The 26,137-nt window shown below is 58.7% G+C and carries 24 protein-coding genes and 2 pseudogenes; 14 read left to right on the top strand and 12 right to left on the bottom strand.

The genetic code is table 11. The features are described from left to right. Positions 1 to 17: 17 nt before the first annotated feature. Both KGB29_RS01265 and KGB29_RS01260 read right to left on the bottom strand, forming a co-directional pair. A complete protein-coding gene (locus KGB29_RS01265) occupies positions 18 to 1,187 on the bottom strand; it encodes a sulfotransferase family protein (protein ID WP_150814513.1) in 1,170 nt (389 codons plus the stop codon). Continuing rightward, the gene (locus KGB29_RS01260) at positions 1,184 to 2,299 is read right to left on the bottom strand and encodes a DUF1214 domain-containing protein (RefSeq protein WP_150814514.1); all 1,116 of its coding nucleotides are present in this window, start codon (positions 2,297 to 2,299) and stop codon (positions 1,184 to 1,186) included. Before KGB29_RS01260 ends, KGB29_RS01265 begins: the two co-directional genes overlap by 4 nt. Before the next feature lie 209 nt (positions 2,300 to 2,508). On the opposite strand from KGB29_RS01260, the gene KGB29_RS01255 reads away from it, so the two are divergent. From KGB29_RS01255 to KGB29_RS01240, 4 genes are all read left to right on the top strand, one after another. Beyond that, positions 2,509 to 2,979: an SRPBCC domain-containing protein gene (locus KGB29_RS01255; RefSeq protein ID WP_223616190.1), complete on the top strand. Its 471-nt coding sequence runs from the start codon at positions 2,509 to 2,511 to the stop codon at positions 2,977 to 2,979. Then, the gene (cysD, locus tag KGB29_RS01250) at positions 2,894 to 3,988 is read left to right on the top strand and encodes a sulfate adenylyltransferase subunit CysD (protein ID WP_317851340.1); all 1,095 of its coding nucleotides are present in this window, start codon (positions 2,894 to 2,896) and stop codon (positions 3,986 to 3,988) included. Before KGB29_RS01255 ends, cysD begins: the two co-directional genes overlap by 86 nt. Beyond that, positions 3,988 to 5,880, top strand: a complete 1,893-nt coding sequence (cysN, locus tag KGB29_RS01245; RefSeq protein WP_057715276.1) for a sulfate adenylyltransferase subunit CysN — start codon at positions 3,988 to 3,990, stop codon at positions 5,878 to 5,880. The genes cysD and cysN overlap by 1 nt, the downstream gene beginning before the upstream one ends. A gap of 129 nt (positions 5,881 to 6,009) precedes the next feature. Beyond that, a complete protein-coding gene (locus tag KGB29_RS01240) occupies positions 6,010 to 7,182 on the top strand; it encodes a helix-turn-helix transcriptional regulator (protein ID WP_150814516.1) in 1,173 nt (390 codons plus the stop codon). 14 nt (positions 7,183 to 7,196) lie between these two features. Here KGB29_RS01240 and KGB29_RS01235 read toward each other — a convergent pair whose 3' ends face one another. Then, positions 7,197 to 7,961, bottom strand: coding sequence for a tetratricopeptide repeat protein (locus KGB29_RS01235; RefSeq protein WP_150814531.1), 765 nt, complete (start codon positions 7,959 to 7,961; stop codon positions 7,197 to 7,199). A 558-nt stretch (positions 7,962 to 8,519) separates the two neighbouring features. Between KGB29_RS01235 and KGB29_RS01230 the strand changes: the two genes are divergently transcribed. After that, the gene (locus KGB29_RS01230; protein ID WP_150814517.1) at positions 8,520 to 9,392 is read left to right on the top strand and encodes a GNAT family N-acetyltransferase; all 873 of its coding nucleotides are present in this window, start codon (positions 8,520 to 8,522) and stop codon (positions 9,390 to 9,392) included. Next, positions 9,392 to 10,285, top strand: coding sequence for an allantoinase PuuE (puuE, locus tag KGB29_RS01225; protein WP_150814518.1), 894 nt, complete (start codon positions 9,392 to 9,394; stop codon positions 10,283 to 10,285). The genes KGB29_RS01230 and puuE overlap by 1 nt, the downstream gene beginning before the upstream one ends. A gap of 201 nt (positions 10,286 to 10,486) precedes the next feature. Here puuE and KGB29_RS01220 read toward each other — a convergent pair whose 3' ends face one another. The 3 genes from KGB29_RS01220 to arsN2 all read right to left on the bottom strand — a co-directional run bounded on the left by KGB29_RS01220 (position 10,487) and on the right by arsN2 (position 12,225). Further along, on the bottom strand, positions 10,487 to 10,702 hold the full coding sequence (locus KGB29_RS01220; protein WP_057715303.1) for a hypothetical protein: 216 nt from the start codon (positions 10,700 to 10,702) through the stop codon (positions 10,487 to 10,489). 150 nt (positions 10,703 to 10,852) lie between these two features. After that, positions 10,853 to 11,626 carry a ParA family protein gene (locus KGB29_RS01215; protein WP_150814519.1) on the bottom strand — a complete coding sequence of 258 codons (774 nt, stop codon included), beginning with the start codon at positions 11,624 to 11,626 and terminating at the stop codon, positions 10,853 to 10,855. A 149-nt stretch (positions 11,627 to 11,775) separates the two neighbouring features. Continuing rightward, positions 11,776 to 12,225 carry an arsenic resistance N-acetyltransferase ArsN2 gene (arsN2, locus tag KGB29_RS01210; RefSeq protein ID WP_150814520.1) on the bottom strand — a complete coding sequence of 150 codons (450 nt, stop codon included), beginning with the start codon at positions 12,223 to 12,225 and terminating at the stop codon, positions 11,776 to 11,778. A 186-nt stretch (positions 12,226 to 12,411) separates the two neighbouring features. On the opposite strand from arsN2, the gene KGB29_RS01205 reads away from it, so the two are divergent. After that, positions 12,412 to 12,867 carry a VOC family protein gene (locus tag KGB29_RS01205; protein ID WP_150814521.1) on the top strand — a complete coding sequence of 152 codons (456 nt, stop codon included), beginning with the start codon at positions 12,412 to 12,414 and terminating at the stop codon, positions 12,865 to 12,867. A 180-nt stretch (positions 12,868 to 13,047) separates the two neighbouring features. On the opposite strand, the gene KGB29_RS01200 is transcribed toward KGB29_RS01205, so the two are convergent. Continuing rightward, positions 13,048 to 13,500, bottom strand: coding sequence for an Lrp/AsnC family transcriptional regulator (locus tag KGB29_RS01200; RefSeq protein WP_090457843.1), 453 nt, complete (start codon positions 13,498 to 13,500; stop codon positions 13,048 to 13,050). 184 nt (positions 13,501 to 13,684) lie between these two features. Here KGB29_RS01200 and KGB29_RS01195 point away from each other — a divergent pair, with 184 nt between their 5' ends. Further along, a complete protein-coding gene (locus tag KGB29_RS01195; protein WP_223616188.1) occupies positions 13,685 to 14,302 on the top strand; it encodes a LysE family translocator in 618 nt (205 codons plus the stop codon). An 8-nt stretch (positions 14,303 to 14,310) separates the two neighbouring features. On the opposite strand, the gene dsdC is transcribed toward KGB29_RS01195, so the two are convergent. The 3 genes from dsdC to KGB29_RS01180 form a co-directional block, all read right to left on the bottom strand. Continuing rightward, a complete protein-coding gene (gene dsdC, locus KGB29_RS01190) occupies positions 14,311 to 15,279 on the bottom strand; it encodes a DNA-binding transcriptional regulator DsdC (protein WP_150814523.1) in 969 nt (322 codons plus the stop codon). 161 nt (positions 15,280 to 15,440) lie between these two features. Next, positions 15,441 to 16,793: a D-serine ammonia-lyase gene (gene dsdA, locus KGB29_RS01185; protein ID WP_150814524.1), complete on the bottom strand. Its 1,353-nt coding sequence runs from the start codon at positions 16,791 to 16,793 to the stop codon at positions 15,441 to 15,443. 43 nt (positions 16,794 to 16,836) lie between these two features. Beyond that, positions 16,837 to 18,177, bottom strand: a complete 1,341-nt coding sequence (locus KGB29_RS01180; RefSeq protein ID WP_150814525.1) for a gluconate:H+ symporter — start codon at positions 18,175 to 18,177, stop codon at positions 16,837 to 16,839. Positions 18,178 to 18,629: 452 nt separating this feature from the next. Between KGB29_RS01180 and KGB29_RS28805 the strand changes: the two are divergent. Continuing rightward, positions 18,630 to 19,379, top strand: a pseudogene (locus KGB29_RS28805) (patatin-like phospholipase family protein); the annotation flags it as partial. 322 nt (positions 19,380 to 19,701) lie between these two features. Beyond that, a pseudogene (locus KGB29_RS28800) lies at positions 19,702 to 19,833 on the top strand (IS30 family transposase); the annotation flags it as partial. 191 nt (positions 19,834 to 20,024) lie between these two features. On the opposite strand, the gene choX reads toward KGB29_RS28800, so the two are convergent. Continuing rightward, positions 20,025 to 20,966 carry a choline ABC transporter substrate-binding protein gene (gene choX / locus KGB29_RS01170; protein ID WP_150814527.1) on the bottom strand — a complete coding sequence of 314 codons (942 nt, stop codon included), beginning with the start codon at positions 20,964 to 20,966 and terminating at the stop codon, positions 20,025 to 20,027. A gap of 89 nt (positions 20,967 to 21,055) precedes the next feature. Between choX and betI the strand changes: the two genes are divergently transcribed. Then, entirely contained in the window at positions 21,056 to 21,646 is a 591-nt protein-coding gene (gene betI, locus KGB29_RS01165) for a transcriptional regulator BetI (protein WP_150814528.1), read from the top strand. Positions 21,647 to 21,648: 2 nt separating this feature from the next. Beyond that, complete coding sequence (locus tag KGB29_RS01160) at positions 21,649 to 23,073, top strand: amidase (RefSeq protein ID WP_150814529.1); 1,425 nt, start codon at positions 21,649 to 21,651, stop codon at positions 23,071 to 23,073. A gap of 293 nt (positions 23,074 to 23,366) precedes the next feature. Here the strand turns inward: KGB29_RS01160 and KGB29_RS01155 are convergent, their stop codons facing one another. After that, entirely contained in the window at positions 23,367 to 24,263 is an 897-nt protein-coding gene (locus tag KGB29_RS01155) for a LysR substrate-binding domain-containing protein (protein WP_057715284.1), read from the bottom strand. Positions 24,264 to 24,537: 274 nt separating this feature from the next. Between KGB29_RS01155 and KGB29_RS01150 the strand changes: the two genes are divergently transcribed. Together KGB29_RS01150 and KGB29_RS01145 are read left to right on the top strand one after the other, a co-directional pair. Beyond that, positions 24,538 to 25,155, top strand: coding sequence for a LysE family translocator (locus tag KGB29_RS01150; protein ID WP_150814530.1), 618 nt, complete (start codon positions 24,538 to 24,540; stop codon positions 25,153 to 25,155). A gap of 236 nt (positions 25,156 to 25,391) precedes the next feature. After that, positions 25,392 to 26,135, top strand: a complete 744-nt coding sequence (locus KGB29_RS01145; RefSeq protein WP_223473486.1) for a protein-L-isoaspartate(D-aspartate) O-methyltransferase — start codon at positions 25,392 to 25,394, stop codon at positions 26,133 to 26,135. Positions 26,136 to 26,137 lie beyond the last annotated feature (2 nt).

Genomic DNA, 26,137 nt, shown 5'->3' with positions numbered 1-26,137 from the left:
ATTGTTATGGGGCAGGCTCAGGCGCTCAGATGCCGGGCGCGGTACTCGGCGTAGTCACGCTGCAGCAGCGCGTCGCTGAGGCCGAACTGGTCAGGGCTGTAGTGATGGGCAGCGCGTTTTTCCCGGCCATTGACGGACAACCATTGGCCCATCTCTGCCTGAACCTTTGCCGTGCATTCAAGGCCGGCGAAGCGATAGATGCGCTCGACCACGGCCTGGGGCGCGGCCAGGGTGTCTTCGAACTGCACATCGAGAAAGCGCCCGGCCGGCATGCCTTCGCGCACCGCCATGGCATGGCGCAAGGCCCGCGCCATGCGCCGGTTCCACTGCTCGCCGACGGCTTGGGCATCGGCCTGGTCGCTGTACAACTGCCACAGGGTATGGATGAAGCTGGCCAGCGAGGGAATGGTCCTGGCCGGTTCGCGATGGGTGAGCACCACCTGCGCACCGGGGAACACTTCGAACAACAGCTCCAGGGTATGCAGGTGCTGCGGGCTCTTGAGCAGCCAGCGCCGGCCGGGGGCGATGCCACGACGTGCCTGCTGCCATTGCAGGAACTGCAGGGAGCGCTTGAGGTAACGGTAGACCTGGGTCTGGTCCTGACGGTCGAGCCAGGCGGTGTAGCTGGGGACGTTGACGTAGGAGTCCATGGCGCAGAGGAACGAGTGCTCCATCAGCATGAACTCTTCGTCGGGCTGCTCGGCGTCCAGTGGGTGAATGGCCAGCAGTTGCGGAAGGAACTCGACCATCGCCGCGACTTCGGCGCGCGCCCGACCTAGGCGCTGCAACGGCTGCTCCACGGTCTCCCCGTCGAGAGGCGCCGGGTAGCGGGTTTCCCACCACTGCGCCTTGCTGAACTGCGGGTCCACCGCCAGGGTGCGTTGCAGCAGCGTGGTGCCGGTGCGTGGCAGGCCGACGATCACCAGTGGGTCGTTGATTTCCAGCTCGAGGATTTGTGGGTAACGCCGACAGTGATCCTCGATGATCAGACGGTTGACCAGTTGCGCCAACAGTTTCTCACGCAACAGTCCGCGCCCCGACACGGATAGCCGCGCTTCTTTTTCCAGGGCGTCAGCCAGCACCACCAGGCCCTGGCGAAAGTCGCCGGGGCCGAAATCGTCGAGGCCGCCCGCACGTACGCAAGCTTCAGCCAGCAAGGTATCCAGGGCGAAGTCATTGGCACTCATCGCACAAGCTCCTTCAGATCATTGAGTTTGATCACGCGTGTCGTTGGCTGCACCGGCTGCTTTGCTCCCACCCATCGCAGGCAGAGGGTGCCATGGGGATGGCCGGCAGTTTCCAGCCAGTTCGCCAGACCGGGGTCAACGCCGCAGAGGATCATGCGCAAGCGGCCATCCGCCTCCAGTTGCGCCGACTGTTTGTTCAGACAGATGCGGTGGTAGCGGTAGTCGAGCGACTCCATCCAGTAGTTGTTGATCTGCACATTCCAGAAATCGCAGTCGGGCACCTGATCGACCTCGATCAGCAATGCCTCGTCATCAGCCAGAGCCCAGTAAGAGTGGTAATAGAAAATGTTCGGGTCGCCCCCCACCGACTGGCACAGTGCCTGGTCGGCGGCGGGCAGTTGATTGGTGTGCTTCTGATAACCCTGAGCCCAGTCGGCGAATAACCGCGCGGTGTTCTCGACGAAACTTCCCACCCGCTGCAGGCTTTGTTGCAAGCGCGGCGCATTCAGCGGTTCGGGTGTCTGGCGGGCATTGAGGCGTTCAATGCGCAGTTGCGCCGGCTGCTCGCTGCTACGGTCCAGAAAGGTTTGGCGGACAATCAAGGCATTGCTCTGCGGTTCGAGCCGCAGCCAGTTACCGATGCCGGGTGGATGCTGGCTGAGGATGATTTCGAAGTTGCCCTCGGCATCCGACTGCAACATGCCGGCATCGAGAAAACCGGTCTGGATCATCTTGCCATCCGTCTCGTAGCCCCCCTTCTGGGAACCGAAACTGAGGTAGGCAACACTGCCGCGCTGGCCGCTGACCCGATACTCGTGCGCGCCGTTGAGACGCGCATAGCTATACAGATTATCGGGGTTGTCGGCGCCAATTTTCGCGGTTTCATGGGAGGGGGTGATGAAGCCAGGGAAGTCCGGATCGGCAAATTCCAGGTGCATTTCCAGTGCAATGCGCAGCAAACGCGTGAGATAGCGAAATCCTTCGGCGCGGGTCTGCACATCGGTCGGAGCCTCGGCGCGCAATATTTGCTCGCCGCTACGCCGCAGTTGCTCGCAAAAGAGGTTCCAGCTTTCGCCGCTGAGCACCTCCTGATCGATCCTGTCTGTAACCATGTCGGTCTCCTCTGTTGGCGGAAAGCCCGCCGCTGCCAGTGACCTTAGGGAGCACCCCCTTGCCGATTCTTCGTCCAAGCGGACTAAATCGCCTGCTAGTCCGCACGGACGAGGAGCCGTGCGCCGTGAGCGGCGAGGATCGCGCCTGAGCCCATGGCTTACTTCCCGCCGCAGTTCGTGGCGCGCAGTCATCCTCAGAGGAGTTACCCATGACCGCAGAGAAAAATCTGGTCCGTTCAGTGACCGTGGACATCGCCGCACCGGCCGAATTTGTCTGGTCGGTACTGATCGACCTGGTGCGTTATCCGCAGTGGAACCCCTACACCGTCAAGGTCGAGTCCAGCTTGCGATTGGGCGAACCGGTCAATCTGTTTCTGCCCGATCCGGGACGACCTGGTGAACTGCTGCACGTGATCGAGTACCTGGCTGACTTCGAACCCCACCGGTTACTCGCCTGGGAGATGTATGCCAACGCCGACAATCCCGACGCTGCCCGTCGCGAGCAGCACATCGAGCCCACCGGCGCGGCCAGTTGCCGCTACCACACCACCGACCAGTTCCTCGGCGCCACCGCCGACCAGGTCATGACCAATCATGGCGCTTGGGTCAAACAAGGGTTCGATGCCGTTGCCCACGCCCTCAAGATCCGTGTCGAGACGCTGTACGCGTCCGTCGCGTGACCTGCAGCTGCCGGCGCCTCTTCGTCCAAGCAGACGAAGATGTGCCGGCGGTGCTTTACCTACCGTGGTGTTCAGCCGGCGCCAATCCCGGCAGAACTCGAGGAGGTATTCGATGTTGACTCATCTGCAATGGCTGGAAGCGGAAAGCATCCAGATCATCCGTGAAGTGGTGGCCGAGTGTGAAAACCCGGTGATGCTCTACTCCATCGGCAAGGACAGCGCGGTCATGCTGCACCTGGCGATGAAAGCCTTCGCCCCGGGCAAGCCGCCCTTCCCCCTGCTGCACGTGGACACCACCTGGAAGTTTCGCGAAATGATCGCCTTTCGCGACCAGACCGCCGAACGCCTGGGCCTGGAACTGCTGGTGCACATCAACCCCGAAGGCGTGGAAAAGGCCATCGACCCTTTCATCCACGGCTCGGCCTTGCACACCGATGTGTGGAAGACCCAAGGCCTGAAGCAGGCCCTGGACCACTACGGTTTCGATGCCGCGTTCGGCGGCGCCCGGCGCGACGAAGAAAAGTCGCGGGCCAAGGAGCGGGTGTTTTCCCTGCGCTCCGAGCAGCACCGCTGGGACCCCAAGCAGCAGCGCCCGGAGCTCTGGCACCTGTACAACACCCGCAAGCGCAAGGGTGAAAGCCTGCGGGTGTTCCCGCTGTCGAACTGGACCGAGCTGGATATCTGGCAATACATCTACCTGGAACAGATCCCCATCGTGCCCTTGTACTTCGCCAAGGAGCGCCCGGTGGTGCGCCGTGACGGCACGCTGATCATGGTCGACGACGAACGCATGCCGCTGCTGCCGGGAGAAACCCCGGAACTGCGCAAGGTGCGCTTCCGCACCCTGGGCTGCTACCCGTTGACCGGCGCCATCGACAGTGACGCCGACAACCTGCCGGCGATCATCGGCGAAATGCTGGTCAGCCGCACCTCGGAACGCCAGGGCCGCCTGATCGACAGCGACTCGGCGGGCTCCATGGAGAAGAAAAAACAAGAGGGGTATTTCTGATGAACGCAATCACCGACGCACGCAATGGCGACCTGACGCCCTACCTGCAACAACAGCAGAACAAGCAGCTGCTGCGCTTCATCACCTGTGGCAGTGTCGACGACGGCAAGAGCACCCTGATCGGCCGACTGCTGTATGAATCCAAGGTATTGTTCGAGGACCAGCTTGGCCAGCTCGAAGCCGACTCGAAAAAGCTCGGCACCCAGGGTGACGAACTGGATTTCGCCCTGCTGGTCGACGGCCTGAGCGCCGAGCGCGAGCAAGGCATCACCATCGATGTGGCTTACCGCTTCTTTGCCACCGATAAGCGCAAGTTCATCGTCGCCGACACCCCCGGCCACGAACAGTACACCCGCAACATGGTCACCGGCGCGTCCACCGCCGACCTGGCGGTGATCCTCATCGACGCCCGCCAGGGCTTGCTAACCCAGACCCGCCGGCACAGTTACCTGGTGTCGCTGCTGGGCATCCGCAAGGTGGTGGTGGCGATCAACAAGCTCGACCTGGTGGACTACTCCCAGGCGGTGTTCGAGCGCATCGAAGCCGAGTATCGCGCCTTCGCCGCACAGATCGGCCTGCAGGATATCCAGTGCATCCCGCTGTCGGCGCTGCGCGGCGACAACATGCTCCAGGCCAGCCCCAACACGCCCTGGTACCAGGGCCCGAGCCTGCTTGCCTACCTTGAAGACGTACCGCTGGAGCAGGACCGGCAGAGCCAGGCAGCGTTCCGTCTACCGGTGCAGTGGGTGAACCGGCCGAACCTGGATTTTCGTGGCTATTGCGGCAACGTCGTGGCCGGCAGCGTGCGCGTCGGCGAGCGCATCCGCGTGCTGCCCTCGGGCCAGCAGAGCGAGATCACCGGCATCCTTGGCAGCGCCGGGGAGCAGCAGCAAGCCCTGTGCGGCCAGGCCGTGACCCTGACCCTCAAGGACGAGATCGATATCAGCCGCGGCGACCTGATCGCCCTGGCCGACACCCCTCCGGCGGTGGCCGACCAGTTCGAAGCGACCCTGGTATGGATGGACGAACAGCCCCTGCTGCCGGGGCGCCCGTACCTGATGAAGATCGGTTGCCGCACCGTCGGCATGAGCTGCGCCAACCTCAAGCACCGGGTCGATGTGAATAGCCTCGAGCACCTGGCGGCCAAGACCCTGGAGCTGAACGGCATTGGCGTATGCAACCTGCACCTGGACCGGCCGATCGCCTTCGATGCTTATGCCGACAACCGCGATACCGGGGGCTTTATCGTTATCGACCGCCTGAGCAATCGCACGGTCGGTGCCGGCATGCTGCACTTCGCCTTGCGTCGTGCGCAGAACGTGCACTGGCAGGCCATCGACGTCAACCGCGAGGCCCACGCCGCGCTCAAGGGCCAGTCGCCACGGGTGCTGTGGTTTACCGGTTTGTCCGGCGCGGGTAAATCGACCATCGCCAACCTGGTCGAGCGCAAGCTGCATGCCCTGGGCCGCCACACCTATCTGCTCGACGGCGACAACGTGCGCCACGGCCTGAACCGCGACCTGGGCTTTACCGAAGCCGACCGGGTGGAAAACATCCGCCGGGTCGCGGAGGTGGCCAGGCTGATGCTCGATGCCGGACTGATCACCCTGGTCTCGTTCATCTCGCCGTTCCGGGCCGAGCGTGACATGGCCCGCAGCCTGGCCGGTGACGGCAACTTCCTCGAGATCTTCATCGATGCGCCGCTGGCCCTGGCCGAGCAGCGCGACCCCAAGGGCCTGTACCTTAAGGCCCGGCGCGGTGAGCTGAAGAACTTCACCGGCATCGACTCGCCCTACCAGCCGCCAGTGGCGCCGGATATCCATATCGACACCCGGCACGAGTCTGCCGAGGCCGCCGCCGAACGCATAGTCGAAGCCCTGCTGGCGCTGTAAGAGCTACCGGGCGCAGCCTGCCCCTTGGGCATGCGCTGCGCCCGTCAGTGCCTAGGCCAAACGGACGATTTTGCCGCCGTGACCCCGGTCGATACTCGCCCATGACAACACGCAGCCAAAGAGGCGCGCATGACCCTGCCCTTTTCCACCTGCCCGGACCTGCACGCCAGCATCGACATCCCCTCTGCCGAGCTCAGCAACCTGCTCGGGCTGGTCTACCACGGCACGCTGGAGCCCACGCCCTGGGCCAGTTTGCTGGAAGCCCTGCGCCAGCGATTCGCCGCCAGCTTCTTCACCCTGGTGCTGCGCAACCCCGACCATGAACGCCCCGGGCTGATCGTCAATGCCTCGGTGCATGGCGCGCTGTTGCCCGGCGAGCCCTCTTACAGCGAACACTTCTATTCGATCTGCCCGTTCCTCGACTGGCCCCCGGACCAGGTGGCCAGTGCCGACCAGGTGCTGGGCACGGAGGCCTGGCTGGCCCATGATTTCTACCGCAAATACCTGCACCCCCTGGACCTGCGCGATGTGCTGGTGGCCAACATGCGCACCGCCGCCGGCATGCACTGCGCGCTGTTCGCCTGCCGCGACCACGCCAGCGAAGCGTTCACCCCGGCGCAGATCAACCTGATCCGCCTGTTGCTGCCGCACCTGCAACAGGCAGTGGACCTGCACTCGGCGGTGGATCAACTGGATGCCGAACGCCAGCTCTACGCGGCAACCATCGACCGCCTGATGGTGGGCACGGCCATCCTCGACGAGAACGGCCGGATGATGCGCTGCAACCGTGCCGCCCAGCGCCTGTTCGACAGCCATGACGGTCTGGAGTGCAAGCACGACAAGCTCTGTGCCTTCGCCAACCATGAGAACCGCACACTGCAGCAGGCCATCCAGGCCGTGTTGAAACAACGCCCCCGCGGCCTCGACGACCTGCAAGTCCTGACCCTGTCGCGGCCCAGCGGTGAGATGCCGCTGAACCTGCTGCTGCGCCCGATTGCCATGAACTACCAGACCCACAACAGCGCCCGACGCCCGGCAGTGGTGGTGTTCATCCGCGATCCCGCCGACTCGCCACAAGCCTCGCGTGACCTGCTGCGTAGCCTGTTCCAACTGACCCGCACGGAAACCGAAGTGGCCATGCTGGTCATGGACGGCCAGACCCTCGATGAGACAGCCGAGGCACTCGGGGTTTCGCGCAACACCGTGCGCGCTCACTTGCGCGGTGTATTCGCCAAGACTGGCGCCACGCGCCAGGCGCAACTGGTCAAGACCTTGCTCAATAGCGTGGCGTCGTTGGGGTAGCTATCTTCATAAACTCAACCGCGCACCAGGTAGGCCCCCGGGGGAACCCGATGTCGCAGCTTCTTGCATTTGCCGGGTGCGGGCTGATGCCCCGCCGGGCGATCAGGAAACCAGATTCGGCATTTGCCCGGACGCGGCATATGGCCGCGGGGAATCTCGACCTCAGCGTACGCCCGCTCTGGCTCGACATTAGCCATTTGTAATTTTCCTTCGGGCCCGGCTCTGCCAGCCGACGACGCATCCAGAAGCCGATCTGCCTCCGCGCGAGCCAAGTTGCCAGCGTCGCTCCCAGTGTCCGGAGTGGATTGCTCAGCAACGGCCACTTCCGCTTCGCGACGCCTTTGGGCCTCCTCCTCCAGCCCCTTCTGTACTGCGACCACGTCCTCTTTTGCATTGGGTGGGGTACCCGAAGACTGGGCCTGCTGCGCCGCCTGGATCAATTGGAAGTTGCGGTTGCGTAACTCGACGTTGCGACCAACCCGTATGTTCGAGCGCGCCGCCAGGGTTTCAGCCTGCTGGTACTGCCCCTGCTGAAGGCGCAACACCCCCAGGTAATGCAGCGTCGCGGGATTGTTCGGCTGGATATGCAGGGCACGCTCCAGCGTGGCGGCAGCCTGGTCCAGTTGGCCATTTTCATACTGCCGCGAGGCGGTTTCGATCAGGGTGGTTGATGCGCTGTTACTCTGCGTCGGCGCGCTTCGTTCGGCAGCAACCGAACAAAGCGACGGGACAGTGCAGAACACCAGGATGAGGCCCGGCAGAAAACTCTTGGTTGGCATCAGGGGGCGGACTCGACTGAATTCAAACGGCACTGCCGTAAAACAGACCACAACGCTGCTCGGCATTTGCGATACAGGGCCGCTATTGACCTGGCCAATACCCTGAAGTTCCTGCTGCAACGACCGTCGCGACCAGTACCATTTTTTACCACCCCCAACATCCAGGCACGATCTGTTGCTGTTATTCACGCAGGGCGCAAAACGGCTGTGGATTCAACCGGTCGACGCAACAGATTGGCTAAATCGTTCCCCGGGCGTTTCGTAGTTTCGTGTTTTCCGAGGGCGGCCGTTTAGCTGCCTGGTCACTTAATCGAGCGTGTCTTGCGAGTGGTCCGCAACCGGCACTACCAGGTGAGTGGCGATTTTCAATCTCCTGCAAGTGCATGTTCCACCCTCGCTGACAGCAACCGGGCCTCGCGCTCAGGACAGTACAAGGCGACGAACATGTTCCGCAGGTGACATGTCGACCTGGATCAAAACTCGGGTTGAAGCTATACCGAAAGGGTTCAGAGTGGGGATGGACCACACGCTCGATTAACGACTGAGGAGAACTTCGCGGTGTCGAATCAGCTGGTCATACGCAACATGACCCGTCCCGAGCTGGACGAGCTCGTCGATTGGGCTGCCCGTGAGGGTTGGAATCCCGGTGTTCACGATGCCGAGCTATTCTGGGCGACGGACCCTGCCGCCTTCATCGCGGCGTCCCGGGGCGGCGAATTGATCGGCGGCGGTGCCATCACCTCCTACGATGGCGAATTCGGTTTCATGGGCTTTTTCATCGTCCGGCCTGAATATCGCGGTCAAGGTCTGGGCAATACCCTCTGGCACGCACGCCGCGAGCGACTCCTCGCCCGCCTGCGCCCAGGCTCGAGCATCGGTATGGACGGCGTCTTCGCGATGCAGGACTACTACGCCAAGGGCGGTTTCGTCTTCTCCCATCGCAACATGCGTTTTCGTGCCGAGATCACCGAACGCCCGGCGACCTCGCAATTAGACGACCAGGACATCGTCCCACTGGCCACTTTCCCGCTCGATCAGGTTGTCGATTACGACCGCACCTGCTTCCCCGCCGCGCGTGCAACCTTCCTGAGCGGGTGGATAACCCAAGCCGATGCACTCGCCGTGGGTTGCCGGCGCGACGGCAGGCTAAGCGGCTATGGCGTAGTCAGACGCTGCCGGGAAGGCTGCAAGATCGGCCCCTTGTTCGCCGATGACGCCCTGGCAGCCAATGCTCTCTACGCGCGCCTGGCGGAATTTGCACAGGGTGGCCCGCTGTTTCTCGATGCCCCGCAGAACAACCCCGCCGCGATGGCGCTCGTGCACCAACAGGGCATGATCGAAGTTTTCGGCTGCGCACGCATGTACCTCGGCCCTCCTCCGGCGATCGCGCACGAACGTGTGTTCGGCGTCACGACTTTCGAGCTGGGCTGATGTCCGCTCGCGACCTCATCGGTTATGGCGGCTGCCCACCCCACCCGCGCTGGCCCGGTGGGGCGCGCGTCGCGGTCCAGTTCGTACTCAACATCGAAGAGGGCGCGGAGTCATGCATCCTCAATGGCGATGCACAGTCGGAGGCCTGGCTTCACGAGCTACCGGGCCGTCCGCCGCGTGTGGGGGAACCGGACTTGAGCGTAGAGGGCATGTACGAATACGGATCGCGCGCAGGTGTGTGGCGCATTCTGGAGCTGTTCAACGCCCGAGGCCTGCCGCTGACCGCTTTCGCCGTCGGCCGGGCACTGGAACTCACCCCGGCGATTGGCCATGCGCTCTGCGCTGCCGGGCATGAGATTGCCGGGCATGGCTACCGTTGGCTGGACTATCGCGACATGCCTGAAGACCAGGAGCGGCGCCATATCCGCCTCACCCTCGACGTGATCGAGCAGATCTGCGGTAAACGCCCCACAGGTTGGTACACAGGAAGGGTCAGCCAGAACACCCGCCGCCTGTTGCGTGAGGAAGGTGGGTTTCTCTATAGCTCGGACGCTTACAACGATGACCTGCCCTATTGGCTCCCGGGCTCGCCCGCCCACCTGGTGATCCCTTACACGCTGGTCAACAACGACGCCCGCTATCTGCTGGCGAATGGTTTCGCCTCCGGTGAAGACTTCTTCCGGCTGCTCAAGGATGCTTTCGACCTGCTGTGGCAGGAGGGCGCGCACCACCCGAAGATGATGAGCGTCGGCCTGCATGGGCGGATCAGTGGCCATCCTGGTCGTGCGATGGCGCTGGCGCGTTTTCTGGATTACGTGCAAGGCCACGACGCGGTGTGGATCTGCCGGCGCGAAGAGATTGCCAGGCACTGGATTGCCCAATTCCCCGCCTGAGTGATAAGTGGCTCGGGACGGCCTGAGCCACGCTCAATGAAGTGGCAATATATTTCGAACCCCAGTACGCGACCGTGCTGGCTACAAACAAATCGGGTGGGCGCGCTATGCGGTTCAACACCTCAATCCGCTAATCCACAATGAACAACTTCGCTGCGGTGGTGGCGGGATCCACCGGCTGAACCCAGAAGAGATGACTGGTCATGCAAGCTTTATGGTGCCGCCCTGGATATCGTCGCGCGCCATCCGCAAGTCATTGGCATCGCGGTTGAGCTGGTGAATCATGTTGAGCAACCGCTGACGAAGCACCTCGTCCTGGAGCTGTTCTGCTGCGCGCATCACATCAAGCGCCGCTACCTCATTATTGGTTGCGACAGAGTCGAGCAGTTTGCGCATGCTTCTTGATGGCCGATTCATCTCCAACCCCCCAGGTTTCAGTGACGCGAATCATAAGGCTGGAATGTTTCGCCAGTGTTTCAGCTGCACGAACGGGTTCTGAATCACCGACTCCGGCTGAGTCGACGCTAGCCGGGGGGGCGATTACGCTTCAATCCATCAGTGATGAAGCTAAGCGGCCCGCTCCAGGGCATCCAGCAAGCCAACAAACTCCAGCGAAAGCCTGTGGCGAGGAGCCAAATGGACGAGGGGGACTGAAACTTCGTGAGATTCACGCATCTTGACGGAGCTGCTCAGGTAAACCGGTAGCAGAGGTAAACCCTCTGCCAACAGCTCATCAATGAGACTTTGGTGCATGCCAGTGCGCCCAGTGAACTGGTTAACCACCACCCCTTCCACTTCCAGTGATTCGTTGTGATCACAACGTAGATCTTCTACCTGCGCGAGAACGCGATACAGCGCCTGACGAGAAAAGCTGTCGCAATCGAATGGAATCAGTATTCGATCGGCAGCCACCAGTGCACTGAATGTGTAGAAATTCAGCGACGCAGGTGTGTCGATATAGATGCGTTCATAGTCCCCGGACAGCTCAACCAATAACTTGCGTAGCTTGTTGATCTTGAACTTGCTCTCAAGTTTTGCCTGAATGTCTGAGAGTTCAGGGCTGGCAGCCACCAGGTGAAGGTTGTCGTAATGGGTCTCGGTTATGGCCACTCGATTCCTTCTGCCTTCGAAGCCGCTGGACAGTGTCTGTTTGAAGAAATCGGCTATGCCTGCGGGAATGCGCTCGTTGAGTAGTCCCGTGAGGTAGTGAGTCGAGTTTGCCTGGGGATCGAGGTCAACCAGCAGCGTTCGGTAACCTTCGGCAGCACTTACAGCGGCAAGATTGCAGGCGATGCTGGATTTTCCAACACCACCTTTCTGATTGAATACGACACGACGCATCGGGCTTGCTCATCCATGAAAGTGGCCTAAGGCCAACTGAAGAAAATCTAAGTAGTCATTTCAATTCTATGACCGCAACATTACAGTTTTACGACAGTCAGTCCATCAGGCCAGCTTCAATCACTCGGAGTGCTGATGCACATCAATGACTAATCAGTACAAGGGGGACCGTTAAGCAACTTGCGCAGATAGTTCGCCGATGCAGGGCACAAATGCTTGAATTGAACTGTCTGGGTGATAGCCGCAGGCGCCTCGTCCCTGCCAAGCAGTTCGTATCCATTGGCAGAGAAAAAACCAGCAGCGCCTTGAGTCAACAGGTGCAATCGGACTGCGCCTTGAGAGACCGCATAGCGTTCCAGTTCAGACAACACCGCTTTACCCAGCCCCTCTCCACGATGCGTCTCACAAACGACTATTGAGCGAAGCAACAGATCGGAACCCGCACCTTCGAGCCCTCCATAAGCCACCCACTCCCCATCCACTTCGAACCGGTAAAACTGTCGATCTGGTTCACTGACATCACTGAAGGGCAGCCCTGCCTGGCTTAATGACTTACACAGATGATCAAGATCACTCGGCCCTACTTTTCTTGCCTGCATTGCCGCCCACCCTTGCTTCTGACTCACTGAGTTTCACGGTAGTAATTACCGGTGTCGACAAGATCACTGCGACGCAAGAGAGCGGTTAATGGCATGCTGACCTCGGTCTGTGATTGAGCACTCTCAAGATCGGTACCCATTTCTCATCCATGGTCAATAGGACACAGGGTCGGCAGGAGGCATGCAATGGAACTGAAGTTCAGTCACATCGATGTATTGGTCAAGAATCTCGACGAAGCCTGTGCTTACTACGTACAGATACTGAACGCCAGGATCTCCAAAACGCTCGTCTGGGAGCGAGGTGGTCTGCACGTGCGCTACGCGATTGCGCTGATCGGTCAAGAGCGTTTCATGTTAGTACAGCCGTTGGCCGGTAACCTGAGGGAGCTATTGGACTCCTCGGGTGAAGGGATGATTTATCGCCACTGCTATTCGACGCCGGACATCGAGAAGGCCTATGACGAACTGATGGTCGCCGGTGTTCAGCCAGAAGACGAAAACGGAAAGCCATTGGCCCGCGCGAACCTGCAATCCCCGTCCGGGACACGCATTATCTGGTTGCCCAAGCGCTTCGGGCACTTCTCTATCGAAATCCTGGAAGAAGAGGCGCTAGAGGCATTTGTAGAAGCTGCATTTGCCTGAGTGATGCGGCGATAAACGTCTGCTTGCTGTGGATTCAACGGTCATACCCATTTTTCGCATGCCCGAGAAGCACCTCCAAAACAGCACTGACAGACAGGGGAGCTACTTTTTCAACAGAACCGGTCAGAAGCAGCCTCCCCCCACAAAATCCTGAAATAAACAGAAGATGTGCCGCGCCGATCACAAAGGTAGCGGTCTGTCTTGAATGACCCGTTTCATGACCAGGGTCGAGGTGAGCCGTTGCACATTAGGCAATGTCGAGAGGCTCTCATCGTAAAGCCTTTGAAAGGCGGGCAAGTCCTGGGCAATGACGTGCAGCAGGTAGTCCGGCTCCCCAAACAACCTTTGGGCATCGACCACCTGAGGTATTTCAATGAGCGCCGCCTCGAACGCCTCGACGGCTTGCCGGTCACCCTCGCGGAGCGTGGCAAATACCATTGCGGAAAAATTCAGGCCCAGTGCACCGGGATCAAGCTGCGCACGGTAGCCCAGCAATACACCGGAGTCCTCCAGTGCCCGCACTCGCCGATGACAGGGTGAAAGGCTCAAGCCGACGCGTTCGGCAAGTTCAGTGACCGAAAGACGGCCATCCTTTTGCAGCTCGGCAAGAATCTTCCGGTCAGTTCTGTCCACGTAGAATAATCTCCCTCACTTCGACGAAAATACGACCACCTTTGAAAGTTAATTCTAACAATATTTCATTAATCTTCCCCCATCCATTAACAGCCTTACTCCTCTTCAGGAAACAAGAGGGGCGGCCTATGAGAGGCGGGATGATGAATAACGCGATGATTGATGAACGGGCGTGGGTGACGCCATGACCTTCAGTGTCTTTGTTGCCTTCTGGGCGGTGTCGTTTCTGTTCGTCGTTACGCCCGGAGCGGATTGGGCCTACGCGATATCCGCTGGCCTGAAGCATCGCGTCGTCATACCGGCTGTGGGCGGACTGCTGTCCGGCCACCTGATTGCCACATTGGTGGTAGCCGCTGGTGTCGGCACCCTGGTCGCCAACCATCCTGGGGTCATGTCAGTGCTGACGGTGTCCGGGGCGGGTTACCTGCTTTGGTTGGGCATCAACATGCTCATCCGTCCCTCCACACCCCACACCGATGAAGTTCAGGCGTCAGGCTCATGGTTGCGCTGGGCGCTCAAGGGGCTTTGCGTCAGCGGCTTGAATCCGAAAGTGTTCCTGCTTTTCCTGGCGCTCTTGCCCCAGTTTGCCGATGCCACTGCCCCCTGGCCTGTACCGACGCAGATGATTGCGCTCGGGCTCGTCCACACCGTCAGTTGTGGCGTTATTTATCTGCTGGTCGGTTTTGGCTCACAGGTTGTTCTAAAGGCACGCCCAGCCGCCGCTCAGTGGGTCAGTCGTTTCTCCGGAGCGATCATGATCATCATCGCCGTGACGCTGTTTACCGAACAGATGCCGGCTTGATTGCCTCATCAGGACAGGTCGTCGTTCTCATCCAGAGGTGATGATTGATGTGCGCATTCTCGTAGCCAGTTCATGAAAACCAGCAATCGCTTAGGGATAGTGCCGAGCGACGGGTGAACCAGATAGTAATCGTAGTGGCCTGAGCGGCTGAATTCAGCGAGCGGCAGGACGAGCTCGCCGCGATCAACCCGCTTCTGCACAAGCTGCTGACGGCCAATCGCAATGCCGGCGTGGTTCATGGCTGCGGTCACACATAAATCAGAGCGATCGAAGGTCAAGCTACGTTTGGGAAGTGCCGCGAGCATGTTGTGTTGCTCTGCCCAAAGCGTCCACTCGGCATCATAGGCCGCATGATCCCACGCCAGGGAGTCATGCAAGATTGTGCAGTTCCTTAAGTTGTCCGGGTTCTCCTCCAGGCGGTGGCGTCGCGCATACTCGGGACTACACACCGGGGCCAGCCGCTCGCGCATCAACCGATGGCTCGTCAACCCGGGAAACTCGCCATTGGCGTAGTACAGGGCCAAGTCGATTTTACGGGTTCGAAAGTCGACATTGTCATTGCCTACTCGCAGGTCCAATGACACCAAGGGATATCGCTCGATAAAATCCGCCAGCCTGGGAACCAGCCAGCATTGGGCAATGGAAGGCCTGACATAGAGCGCGATCGAGCCGGCAATTTCCGCCTGTGACGATTGCTCGAGTGCCTCGGACAATTCTCCCATCGCATTCTGGAGTATTTCGAAGATACGCTCGCCTTCGTCGGTCAGGCTGACCTGCCGGGTCAGGCGCTGGAACAGCTTCATGGATAAGGCGGTTTCCAGACGACTTATGCGGTGGCTCACGGCGCTTGCGGTCAAACACAGCTCCTCTGCCGCACGGGCGAAGCTCAGATGACGAGCGGCAACCAAAAAGGTGTGAAGGTTCGCGAACTGGCTGCTGTTGAGCCTGGAGCTGATACGTGGAGGAAGGTTGAGCACGACTGTTTTCCCTCAAACCCAAAAGCCGCCTTGCGTTGTACGCATTTCCAGCGGGCAAACGTAACGGATGTGGCAAGACGTTGATCTTGCCACATCCGGTTCAGGCTTAAATCAGCGAGAACTCTGTCGAGTCCAGGCAATTGGGGTCCATTCAGACCAGATTAACCTTTGGCGAGCAATTCACGGCCCTTGGCCAGATAAGCTTCCATCTCGTCGCAAGGCACCATATTGCCGCCCGTTGCCCAAACCAGATGGGTGGCTTGCACCATGGCCTGACGGTCCAGGCGCGCGCGCGCCAGGTAGCCCTGCTGGTCGGCCTGGACTCTGGCAATGCCGGGCACGCCGGCGAGCGCGGATGGCTCGAGGCGCACACCTTCGCTGCGCTCCATCAGTGCCAGCAAACTGTACATTTCCTCGTCGCTGACCGTGTAGAAACCATCAAGCAAGCGCTGCATGGCCTTGCCGACAAAACCTGAAGCGCGCCCGACGGCGAGGCCGTCCGCAGCCGTCACGTTGTCGATGCCGAAGTCTTGCACGCTCACTTCGTCGTGCAGGCCGGTATAGACGCCCAGCATCATGCATGGCGAGTGTGTGGGCTCGGCGAAGATGCAATGGACAGCGTCGCCAAAGGCTAGCTTCAGGCCGAAGGCCACGCCGCCAGGCGCGCCACCCACCCCACAGGGCAGATAAACAAACAATGGATGTTGCGCATCCACGGTGATGTCAGCCGCTGCCAATTGCTTTTTCAGGCGCTCGGCAGCCACCGAGTAGCCCAGGAACAGGTTGACCGAGTTTTCATCGTCCACAAAATGGCAGGCTGGATCGGACTCCGCTTGTTGACGGCCTTGCGAGACGGCCACGCTGTAATCGGAGGAGTACTCAATAACGGTAACGCCGTGTGAACGTAACTTGTCTTTCTTCCATTGCCGCGCATCCGCCGACATATGCACGGTCACCTGGAAACCCAATGCCGCCCCCATGATGCCGATGGACATGCCAAGGTTGCCGGTCGAGCCGACGGCTATTTTGTATTGGCCGAAAAAGGCACGCGCCTTATCGCTGTCCAGCACCGCGTAGTCGTCATCAAGCGTTAGCAGATTCGCGGCCAACGCCAGGTCTTCGGCATGCTTGAGCACTTCATAGATGCCGCCACGCGCCTTGATGGAGCCCGAAATCGGCAGATGGCTGTCCCGCTTGAGCCACAGCGTCCCTTGCAACGCCTGACCGTAGCGCTCGCCGAGCAATTGCTGCAGGTGTGGTACGGGCAGAATGTCCGATTCGATAATGCCGCCACTGCACTCCGTCTCCGGAAACGCGCGCCGCAGGTAAGAAGCAAAACGCGTCAGTCGCGCGCTGGCATCGGCGACGTCTGCGGCCGTCAACCCCACATCGCCAATCGATTCCGCGACCGGGGCCACGGCAGGGTTGAACCAAGTGGTTTCTTGCAGCGCGACCAGATCGCGAATCAAAGGATAACTGGCGTACCAGCTTTCAAGTGTCTTGCCCAAAATCATGGCGTGGTCCCTTTAAACAATCAGGCGGAAAATACGGGTTGAATCAAACGAATTGCGACAGCAGCAGGGTCAGGCCCAGCGCGATCAATGAAGCCAGTACGGTGGCCGAGGTGAATTTCTTCAACGCTTCGGCGAGCGAGACGCCCAGGTACTCCTTGACCACCCAGAAGGCCGAGTCCGTCACATGGGTCCAGCCAATGGCGCCGGCACCGATGGCAATGCAGATAATTTCCTTACTCACGGTGGGATGAGCGCTCAGCATCGGCATCACCATGCCGGCGGCGCTGATCATTGCCACCGTCGCTGAGCCGACGGCGAAGTGCATCAGCCCTGCCACCAACCACGCCAGGACGATGGGATTCATATTCAATTGCGTCAACGAGCCGGACAGCGCGTTACCCACGCCGCTGTCGACCAGGATGCCGTTGAATGCCCCACCGGCACCGATGATCAGCAGAATGCTGGCCAGCGGAGGAAAGCTCTTCTGAGTGTGCGCGAGCAAGTCAGGCATTGATAAGCCGCGGCGCAAACCCAGCGCCCAGTAAGCGAACACCACAGCGATGGACAGTGCTATCAGCGGCGTCCCCAGGAACGAAACGATGCTGAAGAGCCCTGAGTCATGGGGCAGTCCGGCCGCAAAACTTTTGCCGACCATCAGCAGCAGTGGCAGCAGGATGGTCAGCAGTGTCAAGCCAAGGCCTGGCAAGTCCCGGGTCGCGCTGTCAACGCAATGTTCGTCCAGAAAAGCTTCTTGAGTGTCGGGCGCTTCACTCTTGCAGACCAGCTTGATCCACAGCGGCCCGGCGATGATGGCGGTAGGCAGCGCGATAATGAGGCCATACACAATGACCTTGCCGACATCGGCGCCCAGCAGCCCGGTGATGGCCATCGCGGCAGGGTGCGGGGGCAACATGCAATGAACCGCCATCAGCGACACGGCCAAGGGCACGCCCAGGTACAAAAGGTTGATCCGGGTCTCTTTGGCGACCACATAGATCAGGGGAATCAGCAGAACGAATCCAACCTCGAAGAACACGGGGATGCCCGCGATAAACCCTACTAGCATCATGGCCCATGAGGCACGCTCTTTACCCAGGGTGCTCAATAGCGTCTGGGCAATGCGCTCTGCGCCACCGGATTCTTCCAGCATCTTGCCGAGTATGCCGCCAAGACCAATGATCGTTGCCAGGAATCCGAGTGTTCCACCGACACCTTTTTCATAGGAAGAGGCCATTTGCACCAGTGGCATGCCTGAACCGATGCCCACCACAAAGCTCGCTGCGGTCAAGGCCAGGAATGCGTGGACGCGCACTTTGACGATTAGAAAAACGATCAGAATGATGGCGGAAAACAACACCACCAATAGAGTGGGACCACTGTGCATACAATCTCCTGAAAGAGCTTTTATTGTTGAAATAAGTGATCTTGGTCACTCAGCTTTTCGGCATTAGAGAGCGCAACACAGGGGCCTGACAAAGGATGGATTTTCAAGGGATGGATGACATGAGGTCATCTATGGTGAGTGCATGGCGTGAAGTGATGAAAGTTCGAGCCATATCTACAAGGGACTGGAGGCTATCAAAGCCTGGAAGCAAGCCTCGCAGGCCAAGTGAACCTGAAGCGCGCGGCCAATGAGTTTTTTTATCATGTCAAGGAGCGCAAAATGAGCTGTCTGGCGTTCGAATGATGTGTCGCAGTCGGCTGGCGTGTAGACATCTCGGGCACCATGGGTAAGGACTTTCTCGAGTACGATGAGCGCGCTTGCTGTCGACTGCAGGGGCCGGAGGAGGCGTTTTGAAACCATTCGCGCTCAGACCTGGCGCCTCGACTCTGAACATGTTCCTGCAAGGGGGCTTGCCACGCCGTGATGCTGTGCCGCAAACGTTAACGGAAAAAGCGGTCATCCCTGGCATTCCCAATGCTCGCTATTGGTTGGACCACGACCTGACTCTGTTCATTCAGGATGCAACTGAGGGCAACAAACGCGAGAGCGATGCTCTCGCCAAGGCAGGGAAACCGAACAACATCCTGCCGCTGGCAAATATGCTGGCAGTTTCGGGAGGCGGTGACGCAGGCACATTCGCAGCAGGACTCATTACGGGGTGGACCACGCATGGGACTCGCCCCATGTTCAAGGTCGTCACGGGCATTAGCGCGGGCGCCCTGGTCGCCCCGTTCGCTTACCTGGGATCCGAGTACGACGAAGTCATTCGGTATATCGCCAACGCCATCGGTCCAAAAGACGTTTTTCATTCGCGAAACGTGCTGACCCGTCTTGCCAGCGACGGTATAGCGGACAGCAAACCACTGTCGCGGCTCATCACAAAGTACATCACCGCGGAAACTCTTGCGGCGATTGCGTCGGAATACGCCAAAGGGCGAATCCTGCTGATCGGCACAACCGACCTTGATTCAGGGCGGCCAGTCACTTGGAACATGGGCACTATTGCCGCAAGCGAAGCACCGGGAGCGCTCGACCTCTTCCGCAACATCATGATCGCGTCGATGAGTATTCCCGGCGCCGTCTCACCCGTCATGATCGATGTAGACGTTGACGGCAAACAGTTTCAGGAAATGCACGTGGACGGTGGGGTAATCACTCAGGTGTTCCTTTACCCACCTGGCACAAAGATGGCGCTGAACAGAGCCACCGGAGCACCTTTGCGACTCGAACGGCATTTCTATGTCATTCGTAACGGGACACTGGAGCCGCAATGGTCCGGGACAAAACGCCGTACATTGAGCATCGGCGGTCGAGCCATCAGTGCATTGATTCAAACTCAGGGGATCAGCGACCTGGAGCGAATTTACCGTATGGCGCAGCAGGATGGAGCGGATTTCAATCTTGCGTACATTGGCTCCGACTTTTACTTTCCGCGCAATAAGAAATTCGATGGCGAGTACATGAAGCGTTTATTCGATTACGCCTTTCAACTCGGCGCGAAGGGCTATCCGTGGCATAAATCACCGCCCTCGGAAAACTCTGAACTACGAAACACCCGCTGAACGATTGAGCCAATCTGTTGCGTCGACCGGTTGAATCCACAGCCAAGAGCAGACTGTCAAAAGTGTTTGAAACCCCAAGGGGAATTCATTATTGGACATTGCGGTTGGGCGGTAGCCGGATCGATACGCCGCTCGCGCCTAGCACATGGGGCCTAGGCGCTGCGCTGATAAGGATGCTCCCGGTCTATAGAGCCCGGAGAGATTCAATTTGTTGAGAAGTGTCGTCTATTTGGACGCAGTATCCATATAAGACTTTACCGCCGCGAGCCCAGGTTGACCTTCCACTGTTTGAACATCAAGCAACGTTCTATCAAGCCATTCGGGATGGGCACTCAGCCATTTTTTTACCGCAGAGCGTGGGTCAAGGCCACCATTGATCACGTAGTCCATCATGGTGTTTTCGGCATCAATGGAAAACTCCAGATTTTTCAGGAGCTGGCCCACGTTAGGGCATTCGTCCAGATATCCCGTACGCACGTCGGTCCGCACCGACGATGCGCCGAAATTTGCTCCGTAGTACTTGTCACCACCTGACAAATATTCAAGTTCAATATTCTTGTTCATTGGGTGAGGTGCCCAGCCCAGAAACACAATCCAGTCGTTCTTTCTGATTTGCCTGCCGACTTGTGTCAGCATGCCCTTCTCACTGGACTCAACCAGGCTCCAGCTACCCAGGTTATACGCGTTATCCGCGATGAGGTTCTGGATCGGTTTGTTTCCGCCTGGCTCTACTCCATAGATTTTCCCGCCAAACTTTGACTTGTAAGTGTCCAGGTCAGCATAGCTTTTTACGCCTTGCTCATAGACGTATCGCGGAACCGCCAAGGTAAATTTTGCGCCCGTGAGGTTCACTCGCACTGTCTGAATCGACTTGTTGTTGTAGTAAGGCTGAGCCGCCTCGATCAATGCGGGATCCCATGTTCCGAGGAACACGTCGATACTCTTGCCTTCCATCGCCTTGTAGGCAATTCCCGTCGATAACGTTATGACTTTTGGGGCGTAGCCCAGTCCCTCCAATACTGCTGTGGTCAAAGACGTCGTCAACGTGATGTCGGTCCATCCCACCTCTGCGAACTGAGGCGCGCGACACCCCACAGGGTCCGCGGCGCCGGCAATCCCCTGGAATGTCATCAACAGCACGGCACAACCGATAGCACTGCTTTTCATACCGGATCCCCTTGCGTTCTCTTGTTTTTTGGAGAATCTAGTGATAACTTTTTTTTCATTGAGTGTCCAATGAAAAAAGAGAGCCCCCCATGCCAAAGGTCGGAATGCAGGAAATCAGAAGGAAGCAGCTCGTTGAGGCGACGCTCACCCTCATTGGTGAGCAAGGCATGGCGGGTACCAGCATGGCTCAGGTCAGCGCCCGTGCGGGGTTGGCCAACGGCATCGTCCACCACTATTTCTCGGACAAGAATGCTTTGCTTGAAGCCACCTTGAGAGAGCTGAACAAACGCATAAATGCCGAGATCTTTGCGCGCCTACGCATGTCCGCAACACCCGCTGAGCGTGTTCTCGCGTTTGTGGACGGGAACGTCAGTGCCTTGAACCTGACGCGAGACAATGTCGCGGCCTGGCTCGCTTTCTGGGCCCAGGTACCGCAGTCCCCCAAACTGCAGCGGGTACAGAACATCGTTGCGCGCAGGAGCCACTCCTTACTTTTCCATGCCTTGTCAAAAAGCATGGACAAGGCAACAGCCCATTCCAAGGCGCAGATGATCGCGATCTTCATCGACGGCTTATGGTTGAGGGCTGCGGTCGATTGCAACCCGGACACGATCGATGATTCGCGTCGTTTGGCTTACGAGTTCCTCAACAACGTACTTGGTTATGATCTGGAGGCGTAGAAATGACACCTGAAGAGTTTAAAAGTCTTGATGCCGTGGGCCTCGTTCAACGGTTGAAGTCCGGTGAAGTCACTCCGCTGGAGCTGGTCAACCTGGCAGCCAGAGAAATTGAAATCCAGGACCCTGCCTTGGGCGCGGTCGTTGCAATCGATATCGAAGGCGCGCAACGAGCGGCGCTAGATCCCAAGGCAGGACCACTCGCAGGTGTACCGATCCTGATAAAGGACACCAATATCGATGTAAAAGGCTTTGCAACCAGGCACGGTTCGCGATTGTACGAAGATGCCGCCCCCGCTCAGGTCGACAGTGAGTTTGTGAGTCGATTGCGCAAGGCCGGGGCAATCATTCTCGGGAAAACCAAAACACCTGAGTTTGCAGGAGACTTTGTGACAGAGCCTGAATGGCAAGGCCCTTGTCGAAACCCCAGGAATCCGCAGTACGCTTCTGGTGGATCAAGTGGAGGATCCGCCTGTGCCGTGGGCGCAGGCATGGTGCCAGTTGCACACGGCACCGACTGTGGCGGGTCGATCAGGGTTCCGGCTTCCGTTTGTGGTGTGGTTGGGCTGAAGCCAAGCAGGGGACGCAACCCTGTAGGTCCTCATGTCGGCGAGTTTGTTGGTGGCCTTGATTCCGAGCATGTACTGACCAGGACCGTCCGCGATAGCGCATTGCTGCTGGATGTCCTGTCTGGCTATGAACCAGGCGCGCCTTATGCTGCTCCCCCCGCCCCTCCCTCTTGGCTCGAATGCCTGAAGACGAGGTCGCCACGACTCAAAATCGCCTTTGCCTGTGCCCGTCCAGATGGCTCGAGTATCGATGAGGCCATCCACAAAGCCATATTGAATGCTGTGGATTTTTTAAGTAAAGACGGCCATGAATTACGCCCGTTCAATTGGCCAGACATGACCAAAGCCGGTGCAGCTGCTGCATTATTCTGGCAGATGGAAATTGAGGCCTTGATGGAACACAAAGCCCAAACTCGCGGATATCCGATCTCGGCACAAGATGTTGAATGGATTACCTATGAGTTTTACAAATGCTCGACTCAGAGAACGGCACTGGATGTACACCATGCACGGGCCACCCAGAACAAAGTAAGCCACGATATGGCCGATAGCTTCACCGATATCGATGTCCTCATCACACCAACAGTGGCGCTTGCTCCACCGTTGATTGGTGGTTTTGTCGCCACGGGAGAAAGGCATCTGGACGAGTGGTATAAAAACGCTTACGCATTTTCTCCCTTCACCGAGGTTTTCAACTTGACCGGCCAGCCAGCCATCAGTATCCCCGTCGGGATCATGGAGAACGGCCTTCCAATCGGGATGCAGATAGTTGGCAAATTTGGTGACGAGGAAACCATCCTTAGACTTGCCAGTGAAGTTGAACGGAGCTTGTTAGCAACCACCCTGTTTGCAAAGGCATGATCACGCGCTGAACTACGACAGATTTTCTGCGCGTTGTCGCTGGCTCGCTGAATTGACCCAAACTCTATAGACACTTCCTGCAGGCAGCTATTGGTTCGTTGCCTGACGTGATTGGCTGCTTCACGGAGCAGAAGGAGAATTTTATGAGTGTCGGATTTGGGTCGATTCTGTTGAGAAAGTCAGCTTCGGTTTCCACCGCAGAAAAGTTCGCGCCTGAGTTCGCAATCCGTGTTTTGCGCAAAAAATTCAGGGCTCAGTGACATAGCCGCGTGCAAAAAAGACGCTCGCACTACTCACGCTCGGCCCAAATCACTTTTGATCTGCTTTGCGCATATGCCCATCTGCTTTGTGACCCAATCCCTGAAAGCGGTGCACTTGGCACTCTCCTCAAAAGGCCTGGGTGACAGCAGGCAATAGGCCGACCCGTCCTGGATAAAGCCAAACGGTGCGATCAGTTGTCCGGACCTGAGTTCATCCTGAACCATGAGAAAGGACACCACACTGATCCCCAATCCCGCTGCTGCTGCCTGAATACAAAGATAGAAATGCTCATAGTCGACCGAGCCAGCATTAGGCATAGCCATTTCCGAAAGGCGCAGCCAGTTGTCCCAGGCCAACGGGCGTGTCTGGCTGCGTAGCAAGCGCACTCCTTGCGATTTCCTTTTATCGGGACTATTGGACGGGGTGCACACAGGTCCAATCCATTCCTCACAAATCGTCACGCTGTGGATTGATTGATCCAAGTGAAAATCATCACGCCGGATGGCCAGATCCGCACCTGAGCGCGCGAAGTCTATAGGACCACCGGCCGCCAACAGTTGGACTTGAAGGTGCGGGTGAGCGGCATGGAAGTCAGGCAGTCGCGGGATCAGCCATTTCATTGCGATGGTAGGTTCACACGATAGTACGAGTACGTCCTCGCGGACTTCTCCCTGCAACCGGTAAACAGCACTTTCCAATTGTTCGAACATGGGCCCGGTAACGTCGTACAGAAGGCGGCCAGCACGGTTGAGAAAGATCGCACGGTTGCGCCGATCAAAAAGTTCGACCCCTATTGCCTCCTCCAACAATCGAACCTGGCGGCTGACTGCGCCATGGGTGACGTGCAGCTGCTGAGCGGCTCTCACGAAGCTTTGAGTCTGGGCCGCAACGTTGAAAAAACGAAACGCAGCCAAAGGAGGCAAATTCATATTGACGATGATTACTCACAGGTTTCGACGACTATAAATCGTTTTTTTTATCGGTGGCAATTCTCCATCATGACCTCCATTCGCCCTATCTGCACGCACAACTATCAATGATTAGAGGCATTCCATGAATACCATGCGAAGCCAAATACTACTGGGTGATGTAAGTGCCGCGAGCAAGTGAAGCTGCCACCCACCCTCAATCTGTGCAAAAACGTAGCGCAAATGCAATTACTGCCGTTCGCGGCATGGGCATCCATTGCGCCGGAGAGTCTTCATGAACGAATTGCTTCTAGTTGCTGCCATTTCCATCCTGGCAGTTATCAGCCCCGGGGCTGACTTCGCCATGGTCACCCGCAACAGTTATGCATATGGGCGACGCAGCGGTTTGATGGCCGCCCTGGGTATCGCCTGTGGCGTCCAGATTCACGTTTTCTACACAGTGTTCGGCGCTGCAGTGATCTTCACTCAATCACCCTTGCTGTTCATGGCAATGAAGTTGCTGGGCGCCGGATACCTCATTTATCTGGGTATCAAGTCCCTGACCAGTACTTCTTCGTTGACATTTGGTGGCGCCAACGCCTCAGCCCCTTCATCCTGGGAAGCATTTCGTACTGGCTTTTTCACTAACGCGCTCAACCCTAAAACCATGTTGTTCGTGGTGGCGACATATAGCCAAGTGGTGCACACAGGCAGTTCGCTAACCGCAAACTTTGCGTATGGCCTGTTTATGTCGTTCACCCATTGGGCGTGGTTCAGTTTCGTGGCACTGTTTTTCTCCGCTGAAGCGTTGCGCCGGCGAATGCTGGAAAAGCAGCAGGTTATCGACAGACTCATTGGCACGGCACTGATCGGCTTGGCGGCGCTTCTGGTCATTCCAGGGGTTGGAGGTTAGTGTCGGAGGAGTGTTATGAGGTCAGTGCGAAGGGCTCCTTATAGGCAGCAATCGGCTGACAATCGCATTCACTTTTGTATCACCGCTTGAACTGGCTGGGTGCTATCAGTGCAGTTACGGGTTGCGATGTTGTCCCGGGCAGTCGCCGCAGCCTGGTTTGGTCGCCGGCACCCCCGGCTTGCCGAGTCAGCCCGCCGGCCATACGATTCGACTATTCCTCAGGCGGAGGAGTCATTGTGAAGCCGGTGATGCTCCTGACGTGCATCCTGGCGCCTGCCATCGCTCTGGCGTTGGCATCTGCCGGTCTGCATGCCGACGACCCGTTCGCGCCGTTGCGCGATGCCATGGTGCGGGAAATCGCCAACATGTCGTCCGTCACCCGCGATGAAACCGGCAGGGTCGAGTTTGCCGCGCCGGTGATGGCCGCGATGGCCAAGGTGCCACGCCATAAGTTCGTCCCGCCCGACGAGGTGCCCTACGCCTACGAGAATCGTCCGCTGCCGATCGGCTACGGCCAGACCATCTCCCAACCCTACATCGTCGCCCTGATGACCGACCTGACGCAGGTCGGGCCCGGCGACGTGGTACTCGAGATCGGCACTGGCTCGGGCTATCAGGCGGCGATCCTCGCCGAGTTGGCGCAGGCGGTCTACACGATGGAGATCATCGAACCGCTGGTAGTGCAGGCCGGGGAGCGCTTGGGCCGTCTGGGATATGCGAAGGTGCAGGCCCGGCTGGGCGATGGCTACCACGGCTGGCCCGAGCACGGGCCTTACGACGCCATCCTCGTCACCGCCGCCGCCAGCCATGTGCCGCCGCCACTGATCGCCCAGCTCAAGGCCGGCGGACGGATGGTAATCCCGGTCGGCGCGCCGTTCATGATCCAGTACCTGCTGCTGATCGAGAAGGCCGGCGATGGCAGTGTGTCCACCCGGCAGGTGCTGCCTGTGAGCTTCGTGCCGCTGGTCGGAGGCGGTTGAGC

Origin of the sequence: Pseudomonas sp. BF-B-30 (assembly GCF_019956305.1) — a bacterium.
Classification (GTDB): Bacteria; Pseudomonadota; Gammaproteobacteria; order Pseudomonadales; family Pseudomonadaceae; genus Aquipseudomonas; species Aquipseudomonas jessenii.
The sequence above is the reverse complement of the archived record's forward strand: the minus strand, read 5'-3'. Positions and strand labels throughout refer to the sequence as shown.

Coding starts and splice junctions, on each gene's coding strand:
- KGB29_RS01240 (WP_150814516.1), top strand. CDS start 6,010: ATGACCCTGCCCTTTTCCACCTGCCCGGACCTGCACGCCAGCATCGAC.
- KGB29_RS01260 (WP_150814514.1), bottom strand. CDS start 2,299: ATGGTTACAGACAGGATCGATCAGGAGGTGCTCAGCGGCGAAAGCTGG.
- KGB29_RS01150 (WP_150814530.1), top strand. CDS start 24,538: ATGAACGAATTGCTTCTAGTTGCTGCCATTTCCATCCTGGCAGTTATC.
- KGB29_RS01215 (WP_150814519.1), bottom strand. CDS start 11,626: ATGCGTCGTGTCGTATTCAATCAGAAAGGTGGTGTTGGAAAATCCAGC.
- puuE (WP_150814518.1), top strand. CDS start 9,392: ATGTCCGCTCGCGACCTCATCGGTTATGGCGGCTGCCCACCCCACCCG.
- cysD (WP_317851340.1), top strand. CDS start 2,894: ATGGCGCTTGGGTCAAACAAGGGTTCGATGCCGTTGCCCACGCCCTCA.
- KGB29_RS01265 (WP_150814513.1), bottom strand. CDS start 1,187: ATGAGTGCCAATGACTTCGCCCTGGATACCTTGCTGGCTGAAGCTTGC.
- KGB29_RS01235 (WP_150814531.1), bottom strand. CDS start 7,961: ATGCCAACCAAGAGTTTTCTGCCGGGCCTCATCCTGGTGTTCTGCACT.
- KGB29_RS01180 (WP_150814525.1), bottom strand. CDS start 18,177: ATGCACAGTGGTCCCACTCTATTGGTGGTGTTGTTTTCCGCCATCATT.
- KGB29_RS01195 (WP_223616188.1), top strand. CDS start 13,685: ATGACCTTCAGTGTCTTTGTTGCCTTCTGGGCGGTGTCGTTTCTGTTC.
- betI (WP_150814528.1), top strand. CDS start 21,056: ATGCCAAAGGTCGGAATGCAGGAAATCAGAAGGAAGCAGCTCGTTGAG.
- arsN2 (WP_150814520.1), bottom strand. CDS start 12,225: ATGCAGGCAAGAAAAGTAGGGCCGAGTGATCTTGATCATCTGTGTAAG.
- KGB29_RS01205 (WP_150814521.1), top strand. CDS start 12,412: ATGGAACTGAAGTTCAGTCACATCGATGTATTGGTCAAGAATCTCGAC.
- choX (WP_150814527.1), bottom strand. CDS start 20,966: ATGAAAAGCAGTGCTATCGGTTGTGCCGTGCTGTTGATGACATTCCAG.
- dsdA (WP_150814524.1), bottom strand. CDS start 16,793: ATGATTTTGGGCAAGACACTTGAAAGCTGGTACGCCAGTTATCCTTTG.
- cysN (WP_057715276.1), top strand. CDS start 3,988: ATGAACGCAATCACCGACGCACGCAATGGCGACCTGACGCCCTACCTG.
- KGB29_RS01255 (WP_223616190.1), top strand. CDS start 2,509: ATGACCGCAGAGAAAAATCTGGTCCGTTCAGTGACCGTGGACATCGCC.
- KGB29_RS01160 (WP_150814529.1), top strand. CDS start 21,649: ATGACACCTGAAGAGTTTAAAAGTCTTGATGCCGTGGGCCTCGTTCAA.
- KGB29_RS01155 (WP_057715284.1), bottom strand. CDS start 24,263: ATGAATTTGCCTCCTTTGGCTGCGTTTCGTTTTTTCAACGTTGCGGCC.
- KGB29_RS01220 (WP_057715303.1), bottom strand. CDS start 10,702: ATGAATCGGCCATCAAGAAGCATGCGCAAACTGCTCGACTCTGTCGCA.